General features: G+C 42.5%; 22 protein-coding genes, 1 tRNA gene and 2 pseudogenes. 11 read left to right on the plus strand and 14 right to left on the minus strand.

The window, feature by feature from the left end; all coding sequences use genetic code 11:
• Positions 1 to 216, plus strand: a pseudogene (locus E4T71_RS04585) (hypothetical protein); the annotation flags it as partial.
• A gap of 382 nt (positions 217 to 598) precedes the next feature.
• On the opposite strand, the gene ftsY reads toward E4T71_RS04585, so the two are convergent.
• Genes ftsY through E4T71_RS04600 form a run of 3 tightly spaced genes read right to left on the minus strand, consistent with a single transcriptional unit; the run spans position 599 to position 3,511 of the window.
• The gene (gene ftsY / locus E4T71_RS04590; RefSeq protein ID WP_135037480.1) at positions 599 to 1,903 is read right to left on the minus strand and encodes a signal recognition particle-docking protein FtsY; all 1,305 of its coding nucleotides are present in this window, start codon (positions 1,901 to 1,903) and stop codon (positions 599 to 601) included.
• Complete coding sequence (locus E4T71_RS04595; protein WP_135037482.1) at positions 1,890 to 2,723, minus strand: Cof-type HAD-IIB family hydrolase; 834 nt, start codon at positions 2,721 to 2,723, stop codon at positions 1,890 to 1,892. The genes ftsY and E4T71_RS04595 overlap by 14 nt, the downstream gene beginning before the upstream one ends.
• Positions 2,720 to 3,511, minus strand: coding sequence for an HAD family hydrolase (locus tag E4T71_RS04600; protein WP_135037485.1), 792 nt, complete (start codon positions 3,509 to 3,511; stop codon positions 2,720 to 2,722). The genes E4T71_RS04595 and E4T71_RS04600 overlap by 4 nt, the downstream gene beginning before the upstream one ends.
• A 301-nt stretch (positions 3,512 to 3,812) precedes the next feature.
• Between E4T71_RS04600 and E4T71_RS10545 the strand changes: the two genes are divergently transcribed.
• Positions 3,813 to 4,124 (plus strand): DUF3021 domain-containing protein, encoded by a 312-nt coding sequence (locus E4T71_RS10545; protein WP_135037488.1) that lies wholly within the window; start codon positions 3,813 to 3,815, stop codon positions 4,122 to 4,124.
• A 266-nt stretch (positions 4,125 to 4,390) separates the two neighbouring features.
• Here the strand turns inward: E4T71_RS10545 and E4T71_RS04610 are convergent, their stop codons facing one another.
• The 7 genes from E4T71_RS04610 to E4T71_RS04640 all read right to left on the minus strand — a co-directional run bounded on the left by E4T71_RS04610 (position 4,391) and on the right by E4T71_RS04640 (position 11,025).
• Complete coding sequence (locus E4T71_RS04610) at positions 4,391 to 4,603, minus strand: hypothetical protein (protein ID WP_135037491.1); 213 nt, start codon at positions 4,601 to 4,603, stop codon at positions 4,391 to 4,393.
• On the minus strand, positions 4,600 to 4,944 hold the full coding sequence (locus E4T71_RS04615) for a hypothetical protein (RefSeq protein WP_167758472.1): 345 nt from the start codon (positions 4,942 to 4,944) through the stop codon (positions 4,600 to 4,602). The genes E4T71_RS04610 and E4T71_RS04615 overlap by 4 nt, the downstream gene beginning before the upstream one ends.
• A 102-nt stretch (positions 4,945 to 5,046) precedes the next feature.
• Positions 5,047 to 5,436 (minus strand): DUF1801 domain-containing protein, encoded by a 390-nt coding sequence (locus tag E4T71_RS04620; protein WP_135037494.1) that lies wholly within the window; start codon positions 5,434 to 5,436, stop codon positions 5,047 to 5,049.
• Positions 5,437 to 5,446: 10 nt separating this feature from the next.
• Positions 5,447 to 6,223: a pyrroline-5-carboxylate reductase gene (gene proC / locus E4T71_RS04625; protein ID WP_135037497.1), complete on the minus strand. Its 777-nt coding sequence runs from the start codon at positions 6,221 to 6,223 to the stop codon at positions 5,447 to 5,449.
• 9 nt (positions 6,224 to 6,232) lie between these two features.
• Positions 6,233 to 7,471: a glutamate-5-semialdehyde dehydrogenase gene (locus E4T71_RS04630; RefSeq protein ID WP_135037500.1), complete on the minus strand. Its 1,239-nt coding sequence runs from the start codon at positions 7,469 to 7,471 to the stop codon at positions 6,233 to 6,235.
• Positions 7,472 to 7,479: 8 nt separating this feature from the next.
• A complete protein-coding gene (gene proB, locus E4T71_RS04635) occupies positions 7,480 to 8,556 on the minus strand; it encodes a glutamate 5-kinase (RefSeq protein ID WP_135037503.1) in 1,077 nt (358 codons plus the stop codon).
• 42 nt (positions 8,557 to 8,598) lie between these two features.
• The gene (locus tag E4T71_RS04640) at positions 8,599 to 11,025 is read right to left on the minus strand and encodes a pullulanase (RefSeq protein ID WP_306766721.1); all 2,427 of its coding nucleotides are present in this window, start codon (positions 11,023 to 11,025) and stop codon (positions 8,599 to 8,601) included.
• 89 nt (positions 11,026 to 11,114) lie between these two features.
• Between E4T71_RS04640 and E4T71_RS04645 the strand changes: the two genes are divergently transcribed.
• Both E4T71_RS04645 and E4T71_RS04650 read left to right on the plus strand, forming a co-directional pair.
• The gene (locus E4T71_RS04645) at positions 11,115 to 11,654 is read left to right on the plus strand and encodes an ECF transporter S component (RefSeq protein ID WP_135037509.1); all 540 of its coding nucleotides are present in this window, start codon (positions 11,115 to 11,117) and stop codon (positions 11,652 to 11,654) included.
• 11 nt (positions 11,655 to 11,665) lie between these two features.
• Positions 11,666 to 12,073: a DUF4430 domain-containing protein gene (locus tag E4T71_RS04650; RefSeq protein ID WP_135037512.1), complete on the plus strand. Its 408-nt coding sequence runs from the start codon at positions 11,666 to 11,668 to the stop codon at positions 12,071 to 12,073.
• A gap of 38 nt (positions 12,074 to 12,111) precedes the next feature.
• Here E4T71_RS04650 and smc read toward each other — a convergent pair whose 3' ends face one another.
• The 3 genes from smc to E4T71_RS04665 form a co-directional block, all read right to left on the minus strand.
• Entirely contained in the window at positions 12,112 to 15,639 is a 3,528-nt protein-coding gene (smc, locus tag E4T71_RS04655) for a chromosome segregation protein SMC (RefSeq protein ID WP_135037515.1), read from the minus strand.
• On the minus strand, positions 15,620 to 16,327 hold the full coding sequence (gene rnc / locus E4T71_RS04660) for a ribonuclease III (protein ID WP_135037518.1): 708 nt from the start codon (positions 16,325 to 16,327) through the stop codon (positions 15,620 to 15,622). Before rnc ends, smc begins: the two co-directional genes overlap by 20 nt.
• Before the next feature lie 72 nt (positions 16,328 to 16,399).
• Positions 16,400 to 17,800, minus strand: a complete 1,401-nt coding sequence (locus tag E4T71_RS04665) for an amino acid permease (protein WP_135037521.1) — start codon at positions 17,798 to 17,800, stop codon at positions 16,400 to 16,402.
• A 1,111-nt stretch (positions 17,801 to 18,911) separates the two neighbouring features.
• Between E4T71_RS04665 and E4T71_RS04670 the strand changes: the two genes are divergently transcribed.
• The 6 genes from E4T71_RS04670 (at position 18,912) to E4T71_RS04695 (ending at position 23,228) form a co-directional block, all read left to right on the plus strand.
• A complete protein-coding gene (locus E4T71_RS04670) occupies positions 18,912 to 19,781 on the plus strand; it encodes a sulfite exporter TauE/SafE family protein (protein WP_135037523.1) in 870 nt (289 codons plus the stop codon).
• Positions 19,782 to 19,783: 2 nt separating this feature from the next.
• Positions 19,784 to 20,890: an Mbeg1-like protein gene (locus tag E4T71_RS04675; protein WP_135037526.1), complete on the plus strand. Its 1,107-nt coding sequence runs from the start codon at positions 19,784 to 19,786 to the stop codon at positions 20,888 to 20,890.
• Between the two features lie 134 nt (positions 20,891 to 21,024).
• Complete coding sequence (locus E4T71_RS10475; protein WP_135037529.1) at positions 21,025 to 21,345, plus strand: IS630 transposase-related protein; 321 nt, start codon at positions 21,025 to 21,027, stop codon at positions 21,343 to 21,345.
• 46 nt (positions 21,346 to 21,391) lie between these two features.
• Positions 21,392 to 21,871: a transposase gene (locus E4T71_RS10480; protein ID WP_135037532.1), complete on the plus strand. Its 480-nt coding sequence runs from the start codon at positions 21,392 to 21,394 to the stop codon at positions 21,869 to 21,871.
• A 7-nt stretch (positions 21,872 to 21,878) separates the two neighbouring features.
• Entirely contained in the window at positions 21,879 to 23,078 is a 1,200-nt protein-coding gene (locus tag E4T71_RS04690) for a ferric reductase-like transmembrane domain-containing protein (RefSeq protein ID WP_135037535.1), read from the plus strand.
• Positions 23,079 to 23,155: 77 nt separating this feature from the next.
• Positions 23,156 to 23,228: transfer RNA gene (locus E4T71_RS04695), tRNA-Thr, on the plus strand.
• A 215-nt stretch (positions 23,229 to 23,443) separates the two neighbouring features.
• Here E4T71_RS04695 and E4T71_RS04700 read toward each other — a convergent pair.
• Positions 23,444 to 23,779, minus strand: a pseudogene (locus E4T71_RS04700) (transposase); the annotation flags it as partial.
• A gap of 77 nt (positions 23,780 to 23,856) precedes the next feature.
• Between E4T71_RS04700 and tnpB the strand changes: the two are divergent.
• A partial coding sequence (tnpB, locus tag E4T71_RS04705) for an IS66 family insertion sequence element accessory protein TnpB (RefSeq protein WP_245165709.1) occupies positions 23,857 to 24,142 on the plus strand: 286 nt, incomplete at its 3' end.

The raw sequence follows: 24,142 nt of genomic DNA on the forward strand, positions 1-24,142 counted from the left end.
GTGAAGAATCTGACGATGAAACGTTTTCGGAAACTGTTTGTGAATATAGTTGGAAAGTCTGTAAAAAGTGCTAGAAGACAAGTTCTAAAACTGTCTAACCTCTATTCTCTGAAGGAGGAGTTTCGAACTCTTTTTGAACGAATTTCTAGCTTAAATTTCTCGCTCCCCATTCTTTATGAAGCAAGAGATGGAAGTCCCCCTTTGTTAGGGAATTAAGATGTTAAATAGTATGCATTTTTAAAAATCTATAGTTACACCAAGGGCGGAGTCTGCCTTTTTTAGGGTGATAAGGTACTGAATACATTTTTATCCCTAGAACAATTTGGTGAATAATAAAAATCATCAGAAATTCCAATTGGTTATTGGTTGTTTCTGATGATTTTTTAGGCATTTACACAGATTCTTCTGAGGTATGAATAATTTGGGTAAAACGCTTGGATTTCTCTAAATTAGCCAAATAACCTGAAAAAGCAACTAACAACAAAAGGCATAAAAGTGCCATCAACTAACTCCAATCTATCACATATCCCAAAAACGAGAGGCTGAACCCCGAAGGTCAGCCTCACATCTAGATAACCCAAGACCATTCCGACACCATCTAGGCGATCTCTGAGACAAAAACACCATCCAAGAGAGAACGCATAAATTGCTCCGACTTAAAGTCTCCAATATCATCCAATTTTTCCCCAAAACCAATCAGTTTAACGGGGATATCTAGTTCTTGACGAATGGCCAGAACAATTCCTCCACGAGCCGTGCCATCAATCTTAGTCAGAACAATACCTGTCACAGGAGTAATCTTAGAAAATTCCTTGGCTTGGACCAAAGCATTTTGTCCCGTTGAAGCATCTAAGGCTAGAAGTGTTTCATGAGGTGCATCTGGTACTACACGCTGAATAACCCGGCCAATTTTCTCTAATTCCGCCATCAGATTGTCCTTGTTTTGAAGACGACCAGCCGTATCAATCAAAAGAACATCAACACCTGCTGCTTGGGCCTGCTCCAAACCATCATAAACAACACTGGCTGGATCACTTTTTTCAGGACCTGTTACAACCGGAACATCGACGCGGTTGCCCCATTCAACCAACTGGGCTACAGCTCCAGCTCGGAAGGTGTCCGCCGCGACCAACATGACTTTGCGTCCTTCTGCTTTATAGCGATAAGCCAATTTTCCGATGGAGGTGGTTTTTCCGACCCCATTAACGCCCACAAACAACATAACCGTTAAGCCATCTTGGAACTGAATCTCTTCCTCATAATGACCATCTTTATCATAGATATCTACTAATTTCTCAATAATAACTCGGCGTAAATCTTCAGGTTTCTTTGCATTTTCCAAGCGAGCTTCCTGACGTAAATCTTCTGTCAACTGGGTTGCGACCTGGACACCGACATCACTGGTAATCAAGAGTTCTTCAAGTTCTTCAAAGAATTCTTCATCCACTGTACGGAAATTGGCAAAGAAGGCATTCAAGCTTTCCAAGAAACCTGAGCGGGTCTTCTGCAAACTTCGATTGTACTTTTCAGCCTCTGTTTCCCGACGTTTGCGGACTTCTTCCAAGGCCTCCTGAAATTGCTCTTCCTCAACCTTGCGGCTAGCCGCATCCAGTTGAGCTCGCATTTGTACGTAGTAATCTGGCAAGGTGTCGGCTGTTACCTTTTCAACTTCCGAGGTCATTTCTTCAGAGACAGGCTCAGAAGTTTCTTCAATCTGGCTCTCCACTAGGTTAGTAGACGCAGATTCCTCTTCCAAGCCTCCTTGAAACTGCGATTCAGACTCAGAAACCACCTCCTCCTCGTCTGCTTCCACCAAAGCACTTTCAGCCCTTTCTTCCAGTTCGACTTCCTCTTTAGGTGTGTCGTTTTTTTCAACTCCAAATAGGCGATCAAATAGCCCCATTCTCTTTCTCCTTCAATACATATTCTTCAACAGCACGAGCAACCCCGTCCTGGTCATTCGTCCAGTCCAAGACCTTCCAAGCCACTTCTTTCAAAGCTGGCACTGCATTGCCCATAGCAACTCCATAACCTGCCCATTCAATCATAGATAGGTCATTGGCTTCGTCTCCAAAGGCCATCACCTGATCCCTGCTCAAGCCTAAGAGAGCCGTCAATTTCTCCAACCCTCTTGCCTTATCCGCCTCTTTTGGCAACCATTCTAGCAATTGATCTCTGGACTTAAAGATTCCATATTTTTCAAAAAATGGGGCTGGGATTTGTTCTAACGCCCCATCTAAAGCAGCTGCGTCATGAGCTGAGATACACTTATTATAAAAGGATTGCTCATCTAAATCGGCAAAGGAAATCAAGGTGAAATCTAAGCTTGGGTTGAAAGACTGGTAACGTGAGGCAATCGGTCCTTCAATATTAAAGACAGTTCCTTCCTGAATGACATCCAAGGGCAAGCCCAAGTCCCGACTCAGCTGGTACAATTCCTGAACCTCTTCATAACTAAAGCGAGCCTCTGCTAAGATTTCCCCTGTATTGCGTTGAATAAGACCACCATTAAAAGTAATCGCATACTCTTCTTCCTGACCATCCAGCTCCAACTCCTTTAACAGAAAATCCATGGCTTTAAGGGGCCGCCCAGTTGTCAAAACGACCTTAACCCCCTGCTCCCGTGCAGCAGCTAGAGCAGCCTTGGTTCGTGAGCTAATCTTCTTGTCACTAGTTAATAAAGTTCCATCCAAATCAAGGGCAATTAAACGAATATCCATCAAACCAGCTCCTCCATATATTTAAGTACAGACCCTTCACTGGCAGGACCAATCACACGGTCTGCCAAAGTCTTAATTTCTTCCTTAGCATTTTCTGGACTGATAGCCAAACCAGCTAATTCCAACATCTGACGATCATTAAACTGATCTCCAAAAGCAACTAAATCATCCGGATGCCAGTCCTTCATAATGAGCAAGCGTCCGAGAGCACCACCCTTATCAATACCTGTAGGAACAATATCCAAGGTTTGGTAACCAGTCGTCATCACCGAATAATCTGGCAAGGCCTGCGCAATCCATGCCAATCCTTCCACCATTTCTTCCGGTTTCAAATTCAAAGTAACCTTGAAAATCGGCTCCCGCATATCTTTTAAATCCCCAATCAACTGAACATTGGGATGGTAGCGACGTGAAAATGCTAAGTAGTCTGGATCAACCGTGTTCAAAGCATAGACCTCATTCTCAGCTGAAAAGATCAGCTGATTTTTATCCACATAAGGACTCGCTTCCAAAGTCGCAAATAGTTCTTCCACCGCATGCTCATCCATAGTGCGAGACCAAATCACCTGCCCCCGCTCCTCAATAATCGATCCATTTTCACCAATCAAATAAATCCGATTCCGAAAAGGAGCGAATAATTCTCTCATAGAGGCAATGCCCCGACCAGATGCCGCCGCAAATACAATCCCCCTCTCCTCTAAACGATCCAATAACTTCGAAAAACGTTCTTGGTCAAACTGGTGATTGCTGTCCAAAAAGGTACCATCTAAGTCTGTCGCAATGATTTTCATAACCCACTCCCTTATCTACTTGAGATATTCATTGAATTTCATATGTTCCTATTATACCAAAGAATCCTAGAGGCTGGGGAAAGAGGAAATAGAAAACCGAATCTGCATAAAATAAATGAGTACCTCTAAAAACTACGACTTTTACTCAGAAATCTAAAAAAGCAACAGAATCTCATTCCAAACGAATAGAATTTCCTGTTGCTACTCTCATTTCCGATATGCTAATAGCTCTTTTAGGATTTTTGGGCGCATTAAGCCTATGTGTTTAGGTTCAGTCGTTTGATTGGCTCGAATTCTTCACATGTATGCCTGTGTTTGGCGACTTTTTCTCTACTTTATTTGGATTGGAGTTGGTCTCTTATTTTCCTGGAGTGATGCTATTTTTCACAAAGACTGGAGCCTTCTTCGAATGACCCTGACCCACTTCACCCTTACTAGCCTTAGTTTTACCTCCCTAGCTCTACTTGCAGTCTGGTTCCCTCTCAGATGGCAAGCAATCCTTCTTTTTAAGACCATCTACGTTTTCATTTATATCCTTATTTACTTCATCAATTATCAGAAAATGAAAAAAGAGATTGGTTTGATTAACCAAAACCTCCAACAGGAACCATAGCAGACGAAAAGGTAGGAATCCAGTTCACTTGAGTGGATTCCTACCTTTTTAGTTTGTTTCTTATTTCCAAAGTGGTAATCCCTACAATCGTTGATCAACAGAGGATTTGCTAATACAATTTCGGTCTTTTCATACACTAAAATGAAACAAAAGCAATTTCAAACTATTTTCATCCATTCAAACTTGACTTGTTTGACCAAATAGGGCGACGTTACCTATTTGAGATATATACTACAATAATTATGATTTTTTTAGAGATGCCCTCATCAATAAACAGAATAACGCTTTGCAATATCTGCTATATTATCTGCAATAAGATCTGCTGTTAAATGAGACCCCTCGTGTTCCAACTCTTCAAACCAATTGTGCAATACAACGTTCGTTACAGACGAGACAGATTCGGGAATAATATGATAATTTTTCCATAAGAACTGTTCTACTTCTGTTTTGAGAGCTTGCTTTTCATTCTCTAACATCATATTATTTCCTCCTTAACTAGTATGAGTCTGTCTGCAATTTTTTGATCACATATACAAAGTTGTGTATCATCCTGATATTTCCCCAAAAGTATACCAGCTGTTTTTTCTAAAGAATTTATTCCCTTGAAGTAATCATTTAAAGTCACTTTCAAGCGCGTAACCTGACCATCAAGAACTGGTCCAAATACTGATGAAAATTTATGATTATTCACGCCTGTCTTAGCATTTAATTCTAATCTATTTTGGTAAACAAACTGAAAATACTCTTTCTCAATTTCAAAAATCTTTGTTCCCATATCAGCAGATGTTTGAAATTGATAACTTAGAACAACCGGTTTCACATTTGAATTAAATGGTAACTCATCTTTTGTTTTCCGTCGAGCCTATTTAACAGCCTGGTTGTACTTAGATATCACATAAAAACCTATTTAACCAAAAGGTTTCTACAGCGACTGCTTCAACAACTCTTGCAAAACATCAAGGTCAATATCGGCCAGTTTATTGATATAAACACAGCCCTTGCCAGTCTTGTATTTTCCTAAGGACTGAAGCAGGGAAACTTGTTCCTCAAGAAAACTTGTATCAAAGTAAAGGCAAAACTTTGTCTGTCTAGGTGCAAAGGCCAAGCGTGGTGTGAGACCTGTGCGACCAGAGTCCAGTCGATACTTAGTCTCTCCAAAACCAATGATTCCTGGATACCATACCACAGGGATTTCTCCACTAATAGTAGCGTAGACATCCACAAGTGAATAAGCATCGGCTTGTTTTTTGACCGATGGGATATTTTCAAAAATTTCCTCAACATCTTGTCCAGTTGGTGCAAATTTGTTCATTCCCATTTGCCTATTTTCCAAGCTCTTGGGTTCGTTGAGCAGCTGCGCTGACAGCTTGCATCAATGCAGAACGAAAGCCAGATTTTTCCAGACTTACGACCCCAGCAATGGTCGAACCTCCTGGAGAGGTAACCTCTTGGCGAAGTTGGGCTGGGTGCTTCTCTGAACCAAGAACCATTTGGGCTGCCCCCAAGAGAGTTTGGGCAACGAGGCGTTTAGCATCCGAAGCCTGAATTCCCTGCTCTATACCCGCATCTGTGAGAGCTTCAATCATTTGATAGACAAAGGCCGGGCCACAGCCTGCTAAGGCTGTGGCAGCGTCCATCAAATTTTCCGATACTTGCATGAGTTGACCACTGGAGGCTAATAAGGTTTCCACTACAGGAGCCAAGTCAGAATTAACTACGCTATAAGTTGTCATACCCTCCCCAATGGCTACTGGTGTATTGGGCATAATACGAACAAGATACTCGGTAGGCAGATACTGGGAGAGTGATGTTAAAGTTATACCGGCAGCCATGGAAATCCAGATAGTTTCTGGCTTAGCCAAGACAGCAAGTTGGGAAATCAAGTCAGCCATCAAATAAGGTTTAACTCCCAGGAAAATAACATCTGCTTGAGTAGCAATGTCCTCATTGCTAGCTAGACTGGCTCCCAACTCCTGAGCTAACACTTGGGCCTTGGCTGGATTGTGGTTACTAAGGAGTAGCTCAGTCGCTGGGACCTGGGCTACTGCCTTGGCCAAGGCTCCTCCCATATTCCCGATTCCAATAAATCCGATTTTCATAATGATCTCCTAACGAATGTGACCTTGACCGCTGATAACATACTTGTAGGTTGTCATTTCCCGAAGTCCCATCGGACCACGCGCATGCATTTTTTGAGTTGAAATGCCGAGCTCACAGCCCAGACCAAATTCACCTCCGTCCGTGAAGCGGGTGGAGGCATTGACATAAACAGCCGCCGCATCCACCATCAAGGTGAAGAGATCCGCTGTTTCTGGATTTTCAGTCACAATCGCTTCAGAATGTCCCGTTGAATGCTCATTGATATGAGCGATCGCCGCCTGCGCATCGTCGACCACCTTCACAGCCATAATGTAATCCAAAAATTCGGTATCAAAGTCTTGCGCTCCTGCCTGGGTCGCCTGCTTCAAGAAAGCCTGCGCTTCTTGGTCTGCCCGTAATTCTACCTGACCATCCAAGGCCGCCTCAAAAGCTGGTAAAAACTCAGAAGCCACATCTTTGTGAACAACTAGAACTTCAGCAGCGTTACAAACGGACGGACGGCTGGTTTTCGCATTAACAGCGATGGAGACCGCTTTATCTAAGTCTGCATCCTGATCAATATAAACATGGCAAATACCCGTACCTGTTTCAATCACTGGAACAGTTGCCTGTTCGACAACCGCCTGAATTAGACCAGCTCCACCACGCGGAACTAAGAGGTCAATTTTGCCCTTAGCCGTCATCATTTCCTGAGCTGAGGCACGACTGGTATCTTGAACCAATTCAATAACTCCAGGATGAACTCCGACCTCTTCTAAACCAGCTTTCAAGGCAGTTACAATCGCTTGAGCTGAATGGAAAGCCTCTTTTCCACCTCGCAACATCACAGCATTTCCACTTTTAATCGCTAAGGCTGCCGCATCTGAAGTAACATTCGGCCGACTCTCATAAATCATTCCCACCAAACCAAAAGGAATTGAGCGCTTTTGAATATGTAAACCATCTTGGCGAACATGCTCTTCCAAGACCAGACCAACAGGATCCTCTAAATCAATCAAAACCCGGATTCCTGCCGCCATCGCCTCAATCCGTTCCTTAGTCAATAACAGTCGATCCTGCATAACGGGACTAATTTTTCCCTGAGCCGCTTCCATATCCACAGCATTTCCTGCCAGAATTGCATCGGCTTGAGCTATCAGTTGGTCTGCCATAGCCGCAAGAGCCTGATTTTTCACCTGACTACTAGCCAAATTAATCGAACTCTTATGCTCCAATAATGAATCCAATAATTCTTGTGTGGTTCTCATACGTCCTCCTATAAGGTTACCCAATCATTACGATGAATCAAAAGTCCCTCAGCCTTACCTTCTTGCAAAGCCTGCTCCAAATCCGCTGACGATAGACGCACGCGCCCCTTACCGATTAACTGATGCGATTCGTGACTATAAACTTCGACTACTTGTCCAACCTCAAACTCACCTTCCACCTGCACGACTCCAGCCGCCAGTAAACTCCGTCCTCTATATAAGAGCGCTTCAACTGCTCCTGGGTCAACCTCAACTAGAGCATCAACCCGAGCATAGAAGGCCAGCCACTGTTTCCGTTGATTCATGGCATGACTATTTTCTAAAAAGTAGGTACCGCGATTCTCTTGTGTCACAGCCTCCAAAAGAGCTGTATCTTCTTTAGAGGAACAGATAAAGACTGGAACACCAGACTTGGTTGCAATTTGAGCCGCCTGTAACTTGGTAGTCATCCCACCTGTAGCATTAGAAGAGCCAGCCCCAGCAGCCATTGTAAAGAGTTCCTCATCAATGGACTCAATCACTGGCAAGTGTTTAGCATTGAGATCCTGATTGGGATTAGCAGTATACAATCCATCCACATCTGTTAGCAGAACTAGGAGATCTGCCTTTAACAAAGAAGCCACCTGAGCAGATAGGGTATCATTGTCCCCAACCTTAATCTCCTCTATGGCAATAGTATCATTTTCATTAATAATCGGAATCGCCCGCTGCTTCAGTAAGACCTGCAAAGCTTGAGAAGCATTCTGATAACGTCTCGCATCCGCAAAATCATCCTGGGTCAAGAGAATCTGAGCAGTGACAATCCCATCCTTCATCAAATTCTGGGTATACTCTTCAATCAAGAGGCCTTGCCCTACAGCAGCAGAAGCCTGTTTTTCTGCAATCTTTATCGGTCGTTTGTCAAAGCCTAAGCGCCGGAAGCCCGCCGCAATAGAACCCGATGTTACCAAAACAATATGATGTCCTTGCTGATGCAACTGGGCTAATTGATTGGTAATTCGAGCAATCTTAATCCGATCCAGATTGCCATTTTCCTGAGTCAAGGAAGATGTCCCAACTTTAAATACAATGGTTTTCTCTGCCATAGTTATCTCTTTCCTTTTTCTAACTGGAAAAATTATACCACATTAGAAACGGATTTTCAGAACCACTCCTGTCAAACCTTCCAGAAACAAATCAACTCCCTGAATGCTAAAACCTGCCTGTCTATCTAGGGGGATTCCATCTACATTCACCTGTTCACCATCCACTAGAATTTGTACCGATTTTGCCTCTGTTAATTGTGGAAGACTGAATTTGCGAGAATGCTCCTCCGCGTTCACAATGACGACCAAAGTTTCCTCAGCACTAGAACGAAGTTGATAGGCTAGGAAAAGGGCTTCCCCTGCCCCTTGAGTGAGCAACTGTACCTTTTCATCCACTTCCAGACGATCTGCCAGACGAAAGACTCCTTCTGCTTTTCGCAAAGCTATTAAACCACGAGTATATTCAAGAGTCTGCACAGCATAAGGATAGCGCTCCTGTTCGCGAACCTTGGTCCAATCAAAGCGATTAACTGCGTCAGAAGCATCATAGGAATCATGGATAAAATAAGGAAATTGGAACGGATTCCCTTCTACATCTTCAAATAAGTAAGATTTATGGGGTTGCAGAGTCTGAGCGACCGGTTTTTCAAAGTCAGGATGAAGGAATTGCTTGGTCCGACCATACTCCTGTCCTGCATGTAAAAAGACAGTTCCTTGAGAGGTGAATAACAGTAATTGTCCCAAGCGAATCCGACGATGAATCTCCACCAGATTCTCAGGAATTGCTGGATCTTTATGAATCGATTGGGCAATAATATCAAACAAGGGCAGATTGTCATGAGCTTCAATGTATTGAACCACATCTCCCGGTTGATCCGCTTCAAAGTTCGAAGGTTGAGCTTTGAGAGAGTGGAATAGCTCATCAATATTCGTTGGTCCACCAGTTAAAAAGGCCGGCTCTCCTTCAGTCGGGTAACCAGACTTGAGACTATTACGGAAATGATCTGAAAAGACCGCAACCTTATCCGTTTCCAACATCCAGTCTTGATCAGCAGCGGGTCTATAATCACCTTCATCTCCAACATAGGTGCGCCAGCCTTCCCCCAAAATCAAAGCCTGTGGATTGATAACTTGGGCAATTCTAGAGATTTGATCTAAGGCTTCTGCATCATGATCGCCCATCATATCAAAGCGGAAACCATCCACCTTGTAAACATCCATTAGATAAGCAATGGATTCAATCATTAAACGACGAGTCATAGCATGGGTTGAGGCTAATCGACCACCCCCAAAACTGGTTCTAGCCTGCCCATCCTCATCCATGAAATGATAATAATGAGGTTGCAATTCTTCAAAAATCCCAAGCTGGGCTGTATGATTGTAAACAACATCCAGAATGACTCCCATTCCTCGAGCATGGATGGCTGCTACTAAATCCTTAAATTCCTGAATCCGCAAAGCTGGATCCGCTGCATTGGCAGAGTACATCCCTGTCAATGCAAAATAATGTTGTGGATCATAACCCCAGTTATAATTCGTTCCTCCAGAAGCATAGTCCCACAAACCTTGACGGGCTTGAAATTCATCTGCCAAGTAATAACTAAGAACCGGTAAAAGTTGAACATGGGTCACTCCTAAAGACTGAATATAATCCAGTCTCTCCTCCATCGCTTTAAAAGTTCCAAAGGGAGCCTCTAGTTCCCCCTGAGTCTCTGGATCAGACGTAAAATCACGCACATGAACCTCGTAAATAATAGCATCTTCTCGTTTTTGATAGCCGGGAATTTGTCCATAGTCCAGATTCCTACGACCCGTTAATCTAGGATCAAGGATCGCCCCCTTAGCGACTTGATAAGCCAAACCTCTATGTCGTTGTTCACTAGACCAAGCTGCCAAAGATGGAGCATAGGGATCTAGAACACGCACAAGCTGGTTCCCACGATGAATTTGGTAGTGATAAAAATATCCTCGAATATCCGTAAGGCCAAGCTCTTCTTCAGCATCCAACTCTAATGTCCAAACTCCCTGTTCCCCTTGCAGCATCGGAATCTGAGCTCGCTCCACATCTGCATTCTCCTTATCATACAAAATAAGCTCAACTAACTGGGCAGACGGAGACCAAAAAGCAAACCGGGCACTCCTTCCTCCCTCACAAACTTCTAATCCTAATTTAGCAGTAGAAGCAGAGACTTGCTCCAGCAACTTCCAATCTAAAAAACTCTCTACCTCGGACTCCCCTAATTGAACCCGATAAGGTGCACGAGCATCCACTTCCAAACTAGCTTTAATAGAAAAAGATTGCCCTTCTTTCTCCCACTCCAGCCCTGCAACCGCAACACCAGCTCCTCTAGAATTCTGAAGCGTGAGCATTTCACAGAGCAAAGCCAAATCCAAATCCGTCTCCTTAACCAAATAAAGCACTAGCTCTTGATCACTGACTTGCTTAGCACTTTTCAAGACCAATTCCCTCATGTTATCACTCATCTTCCTCTCTCCTTCGATTATGAAATCGCTTTCTATTATAGACACAAAAAGACCAACTGTAAAGGGATTTTAATAGACAGGAAACAAAAGCCTGTGTTAAAATGAATTTGAAATCGGAAAAAAGAGGTATCCCCATGGATAAACGAGTTTGGTCTAGTCGCCGTCTAGCCTTTTTAGCCGTCATGGCAGCTTTTTGTTTTGTTGGCCGTCAAGTAACAGCTGCTCTGCCCAACATCCAGCCCGTTACCGCTATCTTAATGATGTTGACGCTGCAATTGACCTTAGCTGATGGGATTATCGTGGCCGCTCTCACTATTCTCATATCCAATATTTTCTTGGGAATGGGACCCTGGACCATCTATCAAATCCTGACCTATAGCATACTCATGGCTGGTCTCTATGGCCTACGTCCACTCTATCGAAGCCTCGCTTCCAAGCCAAAAATCAGGCTAATCCTTTTTAGCTTGGTTGCCTTTCTGTTCGGCTTCCTCTACGGCTTTGTCATTTCCTTTTTCTCCGCCCAGACCTACAGCGTCAGTAATTTTTGGGCCTACTACCTTCAAGGACTGCCCTTTGACCTGCTGCACGCCTTCGGCAATGCCCTTTTCTACCTAATCTTGGAACCAATCATCAGTCCCCTGATTCAGGTTTTACGCAAGCAATACAATTTTTAAGGAGTTTTTTTATGAAAAAATTTGCCCTGCTCGCCCTTACTGCCCTAGCCCTTACAGGCTGTGCTACCAACAACCAGTCTGCCACAGAATCCTCTTCATCGTCTGCATCTAGCAGCCAAGTTATGGAGTCTAAAGTTACAGTTTCTGTAACCCAAGATGGCAAAGCTATTGAAAACAGTCCCTTTGAACTTTCCTTCAAAGAGGGAGATAAGCTTTTAGATGTTATGAAAAAACAAATGGACATCAAAGAAGAAAACGGACTAGTCACTTCTATCAATGGTATTGAACAAAAACCAGACGAGCAAAAATATTGGCTCTTTGACGTCAATGGCAAAATGAGCGACAAAGGAGCTCAAGATGTTGAACTCAAAGATGGCGATACCATCGACTGGAAATTAGAAGCCTACCAAGGTGAATAATCACTAAAAAATTCGACCCATGGGGTCGAATTTTTTTGTTAGTCTATATCTTTTAAACGAACAGAAACCAAGCTCGATACACCGGATTCCTGCATGGTCACACCGTAGATACTGTCGGCTGCTGCCATGGTTCCTTTACGATGGGTCACCACAATAAATTGTGAGCGTTGATCAAAGCGTTTGAGATAATCTCCAAAGCGTTTCACATTGGCTTCATCTAAAGCCGCTTCAACCTCGTCTAAAATAACAAAAGGAATCGTCTTAACACGAATAATCGCAAATAGCAAGGCCAGAGCTGATAAGGCCTTTTCCCCACCACTCATCAAATTTAGCGATTGAATCTTTTTGCCGGGAGGTTGAACCGAAATTTCCACCCCAGCTACCAATAGATCAGTATCTGTTAATAACAGATCTGCCTGACCTCCACCAAACATTTGCCGGAATATTTCTTTGAAACTCTGACGAATGGATTCAAAAGTCGTCTGGAATCGTTCCCGAACTTCTTGGTTCATTTCATCCATCGTATCCAGCAATAAATTTTTAGCATCCAGAATATCCTGGCGTTGGTTGGTCAAGAAATCATGGCGTTCTTTGACTTCCTCATATTGTTCCAAAGACGCCAAATTGACAGGTCCCAGTGCTTTAATCGATCGTTCCAACTGCTTCAGCTCGTCCCGTGCCTGCTCCAAATCTTCAACGGGTTGAACTTGATCACGCGCAGCTTCAATCGTCATTTGGTAATCATCCGTCAGACGTTGTAAATCCTGACGCAAGGCTCTCTCTAAACTCGAACGTTGCGAATCTAGTTGAGCTTCCTGGCGAATAAGCCCCTCATTTTCCCGACGAGCCTGATCGAGTCGACTATTCAAATCTTCGACTTGAGCTTCTAAATCCTCTTTTTCAAATCGAAGCCTAATCAGCGCCTGCTGGCTAGCATCTTTTTCAGCCTGAGCTTGCTCCAAGCGAGTTTCAAGGTCACTAGCCTGTCCTTGCAAGTCTTCAAGGGAAGCCAATTGTTGCAAGCCTTGTTCTAGCTTAGACTGCTCTTGTTCAAGATTGATGAGCTGGGCTTGTTTGGCTTCCTTCTGACTTTGGAGGAGATTAAGCTGGCCTTTTTTAACCGTTTGCTCTACAAGCACCTCTTGGAGCTTCTCTTCTAGTACTTTCACCTGATCACGGTGAGCATCCTTATTTTCACGGAGAATCTCTAAGTCTGTTTCTAGTTTGACCTTGTCTTGTTCAACATTCTGGAGAGTTTCTTGTAGAGATTCAAGCTGTACTTGCAAGTGATCCATTGCAGTTTCCCTATGCCTTTCTTGCTGACTCTTCAAAAGGTCTGTTAGGCGTTGGTAATCACTCTGAGCTTGTTCCCAATTAAGACGGAGAGCCTGTTCCCGAAGTCGGAGAGCTTCTCCAGTCGTTTTAAGCTGATCAAGACTCGCTTGACCACTATCAATTTCTTTTTTAGTTTGAGCTAAAGATTGCTCCAACTGCCGTAAATCATTTTGTGCTGCTTCTAATTGAATCTGCACCTGCTTCAATTCTGGCTTTAGCAACAGACTTTGGTTGTTGCGTTGACTTCCCCCAGCATAAGCCCCGCCAGCCCGGATTTCCGAACCATCTAGGGTGATCAAACGCAGGCGGTAATTCAGATGGCGAGCTGCTTTTCGAGCTTGATCAATTTCTTCAAAAATAGCAATGGTTCCCAAAAGGTTCCCATAAATCCCCGCCAATTCCGCATCAAACTGAATCACATCGACCGCCAGCCCCAAAAAGCCAGGTGATTGGGCCAAGATCGCCGCTTGTTGATCCGAAATCGTCCGCGATTGAATTCGAGTCAGAGGTAGGAAGGTCGCACGACCTGCTCGCTGCTCTTGGAGATAACGAATCCCTTGCGTCGCTGCCTCTTCATCATCTACAATCAAATGCTGACTACTAGCTCCCAAGGCAACATCCAAGGCCTGCTGGAAACGTAGGTCAAAGGTCAGATGTTCACTAACCACCCCACGTATTCCGACTAGTCTATCTTGGGCATTAAGGACACTCCGAACACCTGCGTACAGATTGGAATGATTGGCAAGAATATTTTCCAAACTTTCCCGTCTTGCATCCAATTTACGAACAGTTTCTAACTGACTAAAATAGGTTTCTTGTTGCTGTTGATAAGATTGACGAGTCTGAAAAAGGCTTTTTTCTTGACCTTGATAGTCTTTAAGAGCAGTCTCTAACTCAGCTTCAACCATCTCAAGCTCTGTCTGTAACTGCTTGGTTTGACTCTCGGTCTCCTGTCGCTGCTGCCGTAACTCTTGTCGCTCCTGATTTCGCTGAGAATCTTGGGCTTCTTTCGCTTCTAATTGCGTTTCTACACTCGTTAGTTGGTTGCTCAAGTCCGCTTCTTTGCGTAAAATCTTCAAATATCGGTCCCGCAGTTTTTCCAGATGACTTTCTGGGTCTTCTGCTTGACTGAGGTGATTCCGAAGCTCGCTCTCTTCTTCCCTTAAAAGCAACAAAGCTTGTCTCTCCGAAGCTACTCCTTCCTCTAACTCCTCAAGAGACTGCTTCAGAATAACCTCTTCTTGAGCCAGTTCGGATAAACGCTTACGCCCTTCAGCTTCAGCCTGACCTGATTGTTGACTTTCCTGCTTCAAAAGAGCTTGTTGTGTCTGATAATCTGCCACTAAAGAAGTCAAGGCCAATAAGTCTTCCTGCTTCTTTGTCATCTCAGCTTCAACAGTTTGTGCCTTCGTCCGACAAGCCTGCAGCTCTTCCTCCAAGCTCAATCGTTGCTCTTTGAAAGAGGATAGCTGAACCTCAACATCGGTTAAGGCTGCGACAACCTCATCTAATTCGCTTTTCCCTTGATCCAATTGTGCTACGATAAAATCTAAAGTAGCTTGATACCGCTTACTATCTAGATTTTGAAAACGCTGAGCCACCTCCGCCTGCTCTTTCAAGGGAGGTAATTGCAGCTCTAGCTCATACAAAATATCCTCTAAACGCTCTAAATTTTCCTGCGTTTGCTTGAGTTTTCCCTCTGTTTCTTTCCGCCTGGTCTTATACTTCAGAACCCCGGCAGCTTCTTCAAAAATAGTTCTGCGTTCTTCCGGTTTACTGGTAAAGATTTCCTCAACTCGACCTTGAGAAATAATCGAAAAGGAATCCCGTCCCAAACCAGTATCCATAAACAGTTCATGGACATCTTTCAGACGTACTTTACGACCATCAATACGGTACTCACTGTCTCCATTACGAAAAATTTGCCGCTCAATCTGAACCTGTTCTCCTTGCCCCAGCAGGTATTGATCTTGATTATCCAAGGTTACCAATACCCTAGCATAATTGAGCGGTGAGCGAGCTTCCGTCCCTGCAAAAATAACATCTGGCATCTTACCACCACGCAGGCTCTTTACACTGGATTCCCCCAGAGCCCAGCGGAGACTCTCTGTAATGTTACTTTTACCCGATCCATTTGGACCGACAATGGCAGTAACACCATCGTCAAAGGTTACTTTTGTCTTGTCCGCAAAAGATTTAAAACCTTGGATTTCAATTTCCTTTAAGTACATGTGCTTCCCTCTCCGCAATGGCCCTCTTAGCAGCTTCTTGCTCGGCTAATTTCTTAGACCGTCCCACACCCTGGGCTAATTTTTGCTCATTCAAAAAGACACCTACCAAGAACTCCTTGGCATGGGCTGGACCTGATTCTTGTAGGACTTGGTAGCGAATCTGAACATCACCTCCGACTTGCAACAATTCCTGTAACTGGGTCTTGTAATCTATCACCCGTTCAAACTGCCCCTTTTCAATTTTGGGAATAATCTGAACTGTCATAAAGGATCGAACGGCATCCACCCCTTGATCAAGTAAGAGAGCCCCTAAAAAAGCTTCGAATAAATCCCCCAAAATAGTATCGCGGGAACGTCCTCCATTTTTTTCTTCACCTTTACCCAAACGAATATATTGGTCAAACTGACAATCCTTCGAAAAACCAGCCAAGCTCTCTTCTCGAACCATCATCGAACGTAGTTTTGACAATTCTCCTTCAGGTTTTCCCGGAAAACGAGCATAGAGGTACTCTGAAATCAATAATTGTAGAACAGCGTCTCCTAAAAATTCCAAACGTTCATTATGTGAAATGTTTAAGAGGCGGTGCTCATTCGCATAAGAAGTGTGCGTAAAAGCCGTTTCTAAAAGTACGGTGTCCTGGAAAACAATCTGAAAATCATCCTCCAGCATCCTAACAAGTCGATCCATATGAAACTCCTTTCCAAAAGCTCATCTTATTGTATCATGTTGCAGATTTGTGAGCAAAAAAAAATCCAGGTTTTACCTGAATTTTTCATGTGGCTCCGAATGTTTTTGACCGTATAAGAAATAAATCAAGCTACCAATGATGATTGAGACTCCAAAAGCCAACCATGTCGTTCCGTCATATTGCACCATAAAGGAAAGACAAATCAAAATAGATAACAGCGGAAGCAAGGGAACTAGAGGAGTTTTAAACTCATTTTCCTTTGGCATCCCCTTCGTCTTTCTAAGATGAAGAAGACCAAATGCTAGAATGATCAAATAGGCTAGAGTCACAATGTTTAAGAAGGAAGCCAGACTTGCTAAAGGAAAGATCCCCGCAAAAATAGCTGCAAAAACACCAACTAATAGCGTGGCATTGGTCGGTACTTTACTCACAGGATTCAGCTTCCGAAACGCTTGCGGTAAAAGACCATCACGAGCAATAGCATAGATCATCCGCGACAAGGCGTAGGTTAGAGATAGACACACTGTAATTAAAGTCAAAATTGCAACTAAAGACACATAATGAGCCGCCCACTCAAGACCGGCACTTCGTAAGGCAAAGGCAACTGCATCTGCAACATTTAGCTGCTCATAGGGAACAATCCCTGTTAATACTAAGGTTACCAATACATACATTAAGGTTACAAGTGCTAGTGATAGACCAATTCCCCGTGGCACATTCTTCTGAGGTTCTTTCACTTCATCCACAGCCATTGATAGAGACTCATATCCCAAAAAGCTGAAGAACATCAAGGAGGCCCCTGCCATAATCCCTGTCTCAGCCCCGTATAAGGAACCAAATCCAAAAGGAGCAAATGGAGACCAGTTCTCCACGTTGATAAAAAATGCTCCTAGTCCAATAAACAGCAAAAGAGCTGAAAATTTCAACACAACCAATAACGAATTAAATCGCAGAGCCGTCTGGGATTGTAGTAACACAACTGCTGTGACAAAGGCTACTACCAAAACAGGCAATAAATCAATATAGGTCCCAGTAGCTGGATTAAAGGTCCCGCTTAGAGCCTGAGGCAATTCCCAACCAAATGATGCCAGCAAGCCCTTCAAATAGCCACCCCAACCAGCAGCAACCCCTGATACGGCCATCATATACTCTAAAATTGTAAACCAACCGACCATCCAAGCTGGATATTCTCCAAAAACTGCATAGATATAGGAATAGGCTCCACCAGAAGCTGGAATGCGTGAAGCGAATTCCGCAAAAAAGAGTGCCGACAAACCCACACAAAAAGCGGAAATAATAATGGAAAGAACGAGAGCAGGTCCCGCTAAGGTAGCAGCTCCAATTCCAGTAATCGTAAAAATACCAGTCCCAACCATGGCACCGGTCCCTAAAAACAACAAATCTTTCAACCCTAGATGACGCCGCATCTCTGTCCGTGTCTGACTAAGGTCCTTTTTACGAAATGCTTTCATATACCACATCCTTTTTGAATTCCACTTATTCTACCATTACAACTCCTAGAAAGTCAAAAACAAAACCACGGAAGTATGTAGCAAGCTATTCTCGAATATTTAAAACAGTCGCAAATATAAGAAACTAGTAAATTCGAATTTGTGTCTCCACATAGCTACCTGAATATTCAACTTTTCACAGCGAAGTAATACTTATAATTAGCTAGAATCCTCTTTTTCGTTTTAAAGAATTCTAACAAGCAGATCTTCATAGGAAATAGTGCGGCTCAGATAGCATTGTATGCTCTCTACGAAACACAAAGGTCGCAAATTCTATTTGCTCCATCAGTGGCTAAGTTCTCCAATAGTTGGTTCTCAACTGCTGATGATTCCACTACGATAGGAATACCTGCTTCTGTATTCCTTCTAAATTCCTAAAGCAGCCTGATAAACGCTCCCATCACGGAACTTCTTGCTTGTGGAATGATATGGATCTCATGTTTAATGACCTGTCATGCTTTTGAAGCACCTATGGATATAGATTCACAAAAAACTAGCTCAGAAACAGTTTTTCTAAATAATCTCTCAAACTTCCCATTGCGAATACTCACTAGGTAAGTTGTCCTGTTTTCAGTAGCTTGTTTGGTCCAATTTCATCCCTATTTTTTCATAGGACCCCTATCCTAGCGATAACCACTTTCAGACACTATCCCTTACTGGGAAACCTCTCTCTTTTAGCGGTTGAATCCAGTAACAATTCCCAGTTACATCAGATTGAACAAGAAATTTATCCAGTCATTCTAGGCAGTGACTTAGATAATCTAGGAATAAGTCACAAAAGAGCCATAAAAACATTCTTCAACTTCTGCTCCACAAATTTCTGATACAATAGTCACAGATGCTACAGCCTCTCTGGTTGATTCGATACCTACCGAGATATAGTTTTTTTATTTTGTTCAATCATTTTTCTGAGAATTATTTTACACTAATGACACGGACACCTCCTCTCTAGCAAAAATCAGCGTAAACCTATATTTAATAGTGATTTAGAAAAGTTGTCAAATGATTTCTCCTATCTGCGATATGGTATACTGGTAATCTAGAAAATACTACAACAGAGAGGAGTAGTCCGATGGCTACCATCATTTTATCAATTCTCATTGTCCTTAGTCTGATCTATATTCTCGCTCTCAGTCAAAGAACCAGCTTGGCAGAACTTTTTGCACGAGGTCCCCAAATGCTAACTGGGTTTTTCATTGGTTTTATTGCTGATTTCTTAGACACCTTGGGCATTGGCTCTTTCCTAACAACGACAACCCTGTTTCGAGCGAGTCACTACTTAGAAGATGATCGCCATCTACCTGGAACCCTCAATATCGCACATACTCTTCCTACAATCACGGAAGCTCTATTTTTTATTAGCGTTGTCAAGGTGGATTCTCTCACTCTCATTTCTATGGTTTTAGCTGCTACTGCTGGAGGAAAGATGGGAAGCGAGATTGTTAGCCATCTCAACCGTAAACTGATTCTCCGAACAATCAGCATTGCCATGCTCCTAACCAGTCTTCTCATGCTCGGACGTATCACAGGATTTGTTGATTCCCTAGGATCTGGCAACACAGCTATGGGGCTTACTGGTTGGGCGCTCGTCTTAGGAATTTTGGGAAACTTTGTACTCGGTGCTCTCATGTCAGCTGGTGTCGGTCTCTATTCACCTTGTATGGTTATGGTTTACCTCCTTGGAATGAATCCTTTAGCAGCCTTTCCAATTATGATGACCTCCTGTGCAGCCCTCATGCCGATCACTTCAATGACCTTTATCAAAAACGATTCCTATCATAAAAAAAGCTTAGGCTGGATTGTCCTAGGAGGCATCTTAGGAGTGATTATCGCAGCTACCTTGGTTAAAAGTATGTCCCTCACCCTCCTTAGTTGGATTATCGTCCTCGTCGGATTCTTCACAGCCTTTACCCTTTATCGTGCCAGTCAAAACCTAGAATAACTATGAATACCATTGACTATATTCAAGAAGTCCAATATGATAGCTTTTATGATCGTCCCTATGGAGAAATTGACTATCTCCTTTTGGCCGAATTGAGCTATTTACCGTTCGATACTTTCGTCACCCCTAGTTGGGATTTAAACCAAGTCCAGCGCCTATCAGATTTGGAACAACAAATACCACTTGATCCATCTCCCCTAATGCGCGAACGCTACCAGCTATTACACAAGATGGCTCACAGCAAACGCTATAAAAATTTAAAGCTACTGGCTTTTCAAAATATCGTTGAACCCCAAAATAATCTCCAATTCTCTGCAGTCACCTTCTGCATTGCTCCCAAAACCTATGTCCTAGCTTTTAGAGGAACCGATGATAGCCTTGTGGGCTGGAAAGAGGACCTCTTGATGTCCTATCAAGAAGAAATTCCTGCCCAAATTCTAGCCTGCCACTATTTGACAGAAGCACTCACAAAGTTAGAAGGAGATATTGATGCAACTGGTCACTCAAAGGGAGGAAACCTAGCTATCTATGCAGCCAGCCAGCTGACACACCTACTTTCAGAAAAACTCAAAAGCATTTACTCCTTTGATGCTCCAGGCCTCCATACAAGTGTCCTGGATAGCCAAGGCTATCAAAGGATTAGTCACAAAATTAAGCGTTATATCCCGGAAAATTCTGTTGTCGGTGTCTTCCTCTACTCTCAAGCACCAACACAAATCATCAAAAGTTCTGTCCAAAATGGTATGCGCCAACACAACACCTTCACCTGGGAAATAGAAGAGCATGCTTTTAGTCGTGCTCCAGGTCTTTCTACCAGTAGCCAACAACTTGAACAAACCATGGCTCAACTCGTCGAAGAAGTTCCCGATGCTCAACTAGCCCAAATCATTCAGACCTTCTTTTCCTTAATGGAACACGAAGGCATCACCTCCATCAATATCTTTTTTCAAAAAAGTGCATGGACTACCATCTTAAAAATTTTGCAACGAGGGCAATCACTTAGTTCCGAGCAGTGGAAACCTTTACTCCAGTTCGCACAACTAGTTGTCCAAGTATGGCAAGAGACTAAACGAGAATGGTCTTCTATTAAAAATCAGTCTGAGAACTAGTTCCTTTCTTCCAATTCTCTTAATTGGAAAAAAGGAACTTACTTTTATATACTAATAAAGACTTTGTCAATTATTACTAGATTGGAGTTTTTATAGTTATTTAGTTTATAAACCGAATATGATATACTTATTCTATGGCATACGGCATCGATTTTAGAAAACCTGTCCTTGCTTATGTAAAAGAGGAACATACACGTCAAGAAACTGCAAAACTATTTAATATCAGTACGAATACTTTATACACCTGGGAAAAGCAACAACGAGAACAAGGGCATTTAGAACGTAAAAAGCGTGTTGCTAAGTCTAGAAAAATCCCCTTGGAGCAACTAAAGACCTATGTTGAGGAAAATCCAGATGCTTTTTTAAGGGAAATTGCAGAACACTTTTCTTGCAGTATCCCTTCTATTTGGGCTGCCTTAAAGCAGATCAACATTACTTTAAAAAAAGACAACTAGCTATAAAGAACAAGATCCCGAAAAAGTTCACAAGTATCTTGAATCATTGACAGTTTTGAAAGACATCCCGATTGTCTATATTGATGAAATAGGTATTGATACCTACCTCTATCGTAAAAATGCCCGTGCACCAAGAGGAGAGAAGGTCTATGATAAAGTTAGTGGTCGTCGATTTGAACGAACATCTATTGTAGCAGGGCAAATCAATCATACATTTATAGCACCGATGATCTATCAAGACAGCATGACCAGTGCTTTCTTTGTCGAATGGTTTAAGACACAACTTTTGCCTTCTTTGGCTGGTCCTCATGTTATCGTCATGGATAATGCAAGTTTTCATCCTAAGAAGATATTAGATGAGCTTTCTAGTTGTAATGGACACTTCTTTTTACCTCTACCACCTTATTCCCCGGAACTGAATCCTATCGAGAAAAGTTGGGCCATCCTGAAAAAGGTTGTGACGGAATCACTTCGAAAAACAGGGGATTTAATCGACGCAATGCCGTACTATTTAAAGACTAAATGACTACATCATGAAATCCTTAAAAGGAATTCTATTTCTTTCCTTTATTGTCACAGCATGGAGTTGGAGCCAAGCAGGCCTTGGAACATTTATCATCCCTGCTTTTGCCTTAACAGCTCTATCTCTTACCTTCCTGCTCACAACGCGTGCAGCATGGCTTGAAAATTTCTTTAATGGCTTAGAGCACGTCTATACATGGCACAAATTCTTAGCTAGTTTTTCTCTTATCTTGATTCTATTACATCAGATTGGAATGGTCGGACTATTTGCTCCCTTATGGGGAAGTAGTCTAGCTGCCCAAATGGGAGATATCAGTTTAGGACTTTTCCTTACCTTGATTATCGTTTCTGTTCTAGGAAGCAAATTACCTTATGAAACTTGGCGCTGGATTCATCGTCTAGTTTTCCCAGCCTATCTATTTGGGCTCTTACATACTTATATGATGATGGGGACTGCTCTCTTCACTTGGAGCCCAGTTGCTATCACTACCGGGCTGTTCGCCTTGATCGGTATTGGTTCAGCTCTTTATACCATTGTTTACTATCCAACATTTGGTTTTTCTCATTTTGGAAAAATTGTAACCCTAGAAACTTTAAATCAAGATACTATTGAATTGACTCTACAGTTGCAAAAAAAATTTCCATTCGAGGCAGAACAATTTGCTTTTCTACAAATTAGAGAACCTGGCTTTGAGAAAAGAGCACATCCCTTCTCCATTTCAGGAGGAAGCGGTAAAACCATCCAATTCACCATCAAGAATTCAGGAGATCACACAGACAATCTCTACAAGAATCTAAAAGTTGGGCACAAAGTAGGACTCGATCGTGCTTATGGTCACATGCTACTCAATCGAGGTCAAGAGCGGCAAGTATGGATTGCCGGCGGTATTGGTCTCACTCCCTTTTTAGCAGGTCTTCGTCAGGATACAAAACCCCAAGCTGAAATTGATTTTTATTATGCCTACACAGGTGAAGAAAACGCTGTACATCTTGACCTTCTGAAAAAAGAAGCAGCCAATAATCCCAAACTTCATCTCCACCTCATTGATAGTAAAGTTGACGGTTATCTCGATTTTAAATCAACCTTACTCCCTCAAACAGCTACTGTCTTTATGTGTGGACCACGCCCAATGATGGCTGCCCTCAGTAAACAAATCAAACAAATGAATCCCAAATTAGAACTTGTTTATGAAGGATTTAAATTCCGCTAATGGCTTAAAAAATGATTAAAAAATTTTTAAAGCCCTTGACACCTACTCTAGTATCTTGTATACTAGGTAGGTAAATTGCTGATTTAGCTCAGTTGGCAGAGCGCATCCATGGTAAGGATGAGGTCGCCGGTTCAATCCCGGCAATTAGCATTAGAATCATTTCACAAGAGGCTGGGCAAAAAGCCTTCGAAATAGAAAACAGCTTAGAATTACGTTATTAAAAACGTTGATTCTAAGCTGTTTTCTATTTATTCAAATTTCAAGCTAAGCCAGAAATTGCTAGTTTTTGCCCAGTCTCTTTTTTCTAAGCTAGAATTCCTCTATGAAGAAGATAAAAGATAGCTCTATAATTTCTATAATGATACTCATTCAGAATCAAAATTAGCAAATATCCATTCTCTACGGACAATAGATTGTAATTGACTAGCTGATAGATTTTGAATGACTTCTTGAAGCTGATCAATGACATCATCCAATGTTTTAAACACCTTATTCTTAAATCCTAATTTGCGAATTTCTGCCCAAACTTGTTCAATGGGATTCATTTCAGGAGTATAAGGTGGGATAAACGAAAATTCTATATTTGCAGGAATCCTCAATGTCTGTGATTTATGCCAAACTGCATTATCCATGACCAAGATGATGTAGTCATCTGGATAAGCCGCTGATAATTGCTTTAAAAACTCATTCATCCAGTCACTTTTACGTAAGCGCCCAATAACAAGGTATCTTTAACCGAACTAGAAATCTAGCTATACTAATCTTATAAATCATCAGGATGAAGATTGATATGGTAGATTCTCGCTCGTTCACTAGGATAAATTTATGCGATTTAGGTCAGGTTCATTTGATAACTGGTAAAACAGATATGAGGCAAGGAATTGATTCCTTGGCTTACTTAGTGAAACAGGAATTTGAATTGGACCCCTTCTCAGGCCAAGTCTTTCTTTTCTGTGGTGGAAGAAAAGATCGCTTCAAAGCCCTTTATTGGGATGGACAGGGCTTCTGGTTACTGTACAAAAGGTTTGAGAATGGAAAGCTCAACTGGCCTTCGAATGAGCGAG

Origin of the sequence: Streptococcus sp. WM07 (assembly GCF_004570525.1) — a bacterium.
Classification (GTDB): Bacteria; Bacillota; Bacilli; order Lactobacillales; family Streptococcaceae; genus Streptococcus.

Bases quoted from the DNA above. Each gene is read 5' to 3' on its own strand.
- rnc (WP_135037518.1), bottom strand. From the start codon at position 16,327: ATGGATCGACTTGTTAGGATGCTGGAGGATGATTTTCAGATTGTTTTC.
- E4T71_RS04665 (WP_135037521.1), bottom strand. From the start codon at position 17,800: ATGAAAGCATTTCGTAAAAAGGACCTTAGTCAGACACGGACAGAGATG.
- proB (WP_135037503.1), bottom strand. From the start codon at position 8,556: ATGGCAGAGAAAACCATTGTATTTAAAGTTGGGACATCTTCCTTGACT.
- E4T71_RS04650 (WP_135037512.1), top strand. From the start codon at position 11,666: ATGAAAAAATTTGCCCTGCTCGCCCTTACTGCCCTAGCCCTTACAGGC.
- E4T71_RS10545 (WP_135037488.1), top strand. From the start codon at position 3,813: ATGTATGCCTGTGTTTGGCGACTTTTTCTCTACTTTATTTGGATTGGA.
- E4T71_RS04690 (WP_135037535.1), top strand. From the start codon at position 21,879: ATGAAATCCTTAAAAGGAATTCTATTTCTTTCCTTTATTGTCACAGCA.
- proC (WP_135037497.1), bottom strand. From the start codon at position 6,223: ATGAAAATCGGATTTATTGGAATCGGGAATATGGGAGGAGCCTTGGCC.
- E4T71_RS04620 (WP_135037494.1), bottom strand. From the start codon at position 5,436: ATGAACAAATTTGCACCAACTGGACAAGATGTTGAGGAAATTTTTGAA.
- E4T71_RS04670 (WP_135037523.1), top strand. From the start codon at position 18,912: ATGGCTACCATCATTTTATCAATTCTCATTGTCCTTAGTCTGATCTAT.
- E4T71_RS04675 (WP_135037526.1), top strand. From the start codon at position 19,784: ATGAATACCATTGACTATATTCAAGAAGTCCAATATGATAGCTTTTAT.
- E4T71_RS10475 (WP_135037529.1), top strand. From the start codon at position 21,025: ATGGCATACGGCATCGATTTTAGAAAACCTGTCCTTGCTTATGTAAAA.
- ftsY (WP_135037480.1), bottom strand. From the start codon at position 1,903: ATGGGGCTATTTGATCGCCTATTTGGAGTTGAAAAAAACGACACACCT.
- E4T71_RS04610 (WP_135037491.1), bottom strand. From the start codon at position 4,603: ATGATGTTAGAGAATGAAAAGCAAGCTCTCAAAACAGAAGTAGAACAG.
- smc (WP_135037515.1), bottom strand. From the start codon at position 15,639: ATGTACTTAAAGGAAATTGAAATCCAAGGTTTTAAATCTTTTGCGGAC.
- E4T71_RS04645 (WP_135037509.1), top strand. From the start codon at position 11,115: ATGGATAAACGAGTTTGGTCTAGTCGCCGTCTAGCCTTTTTAGCCGTC.
- E4T71_RS04630 (WP_135037500.1), bottom strand. From the start codon at position 7,471: ATGAGAACCACACAAGAATTATTGGATTCATTATTGGAGCATAAGAGT.
- E4T71_RS04600 (WP_135037485.1), bottom strand. From the start codon at position 3,511: ATGAAAATCATTGCGACAGACTTAGATGGTACCTTTTTGGACAGCAAT.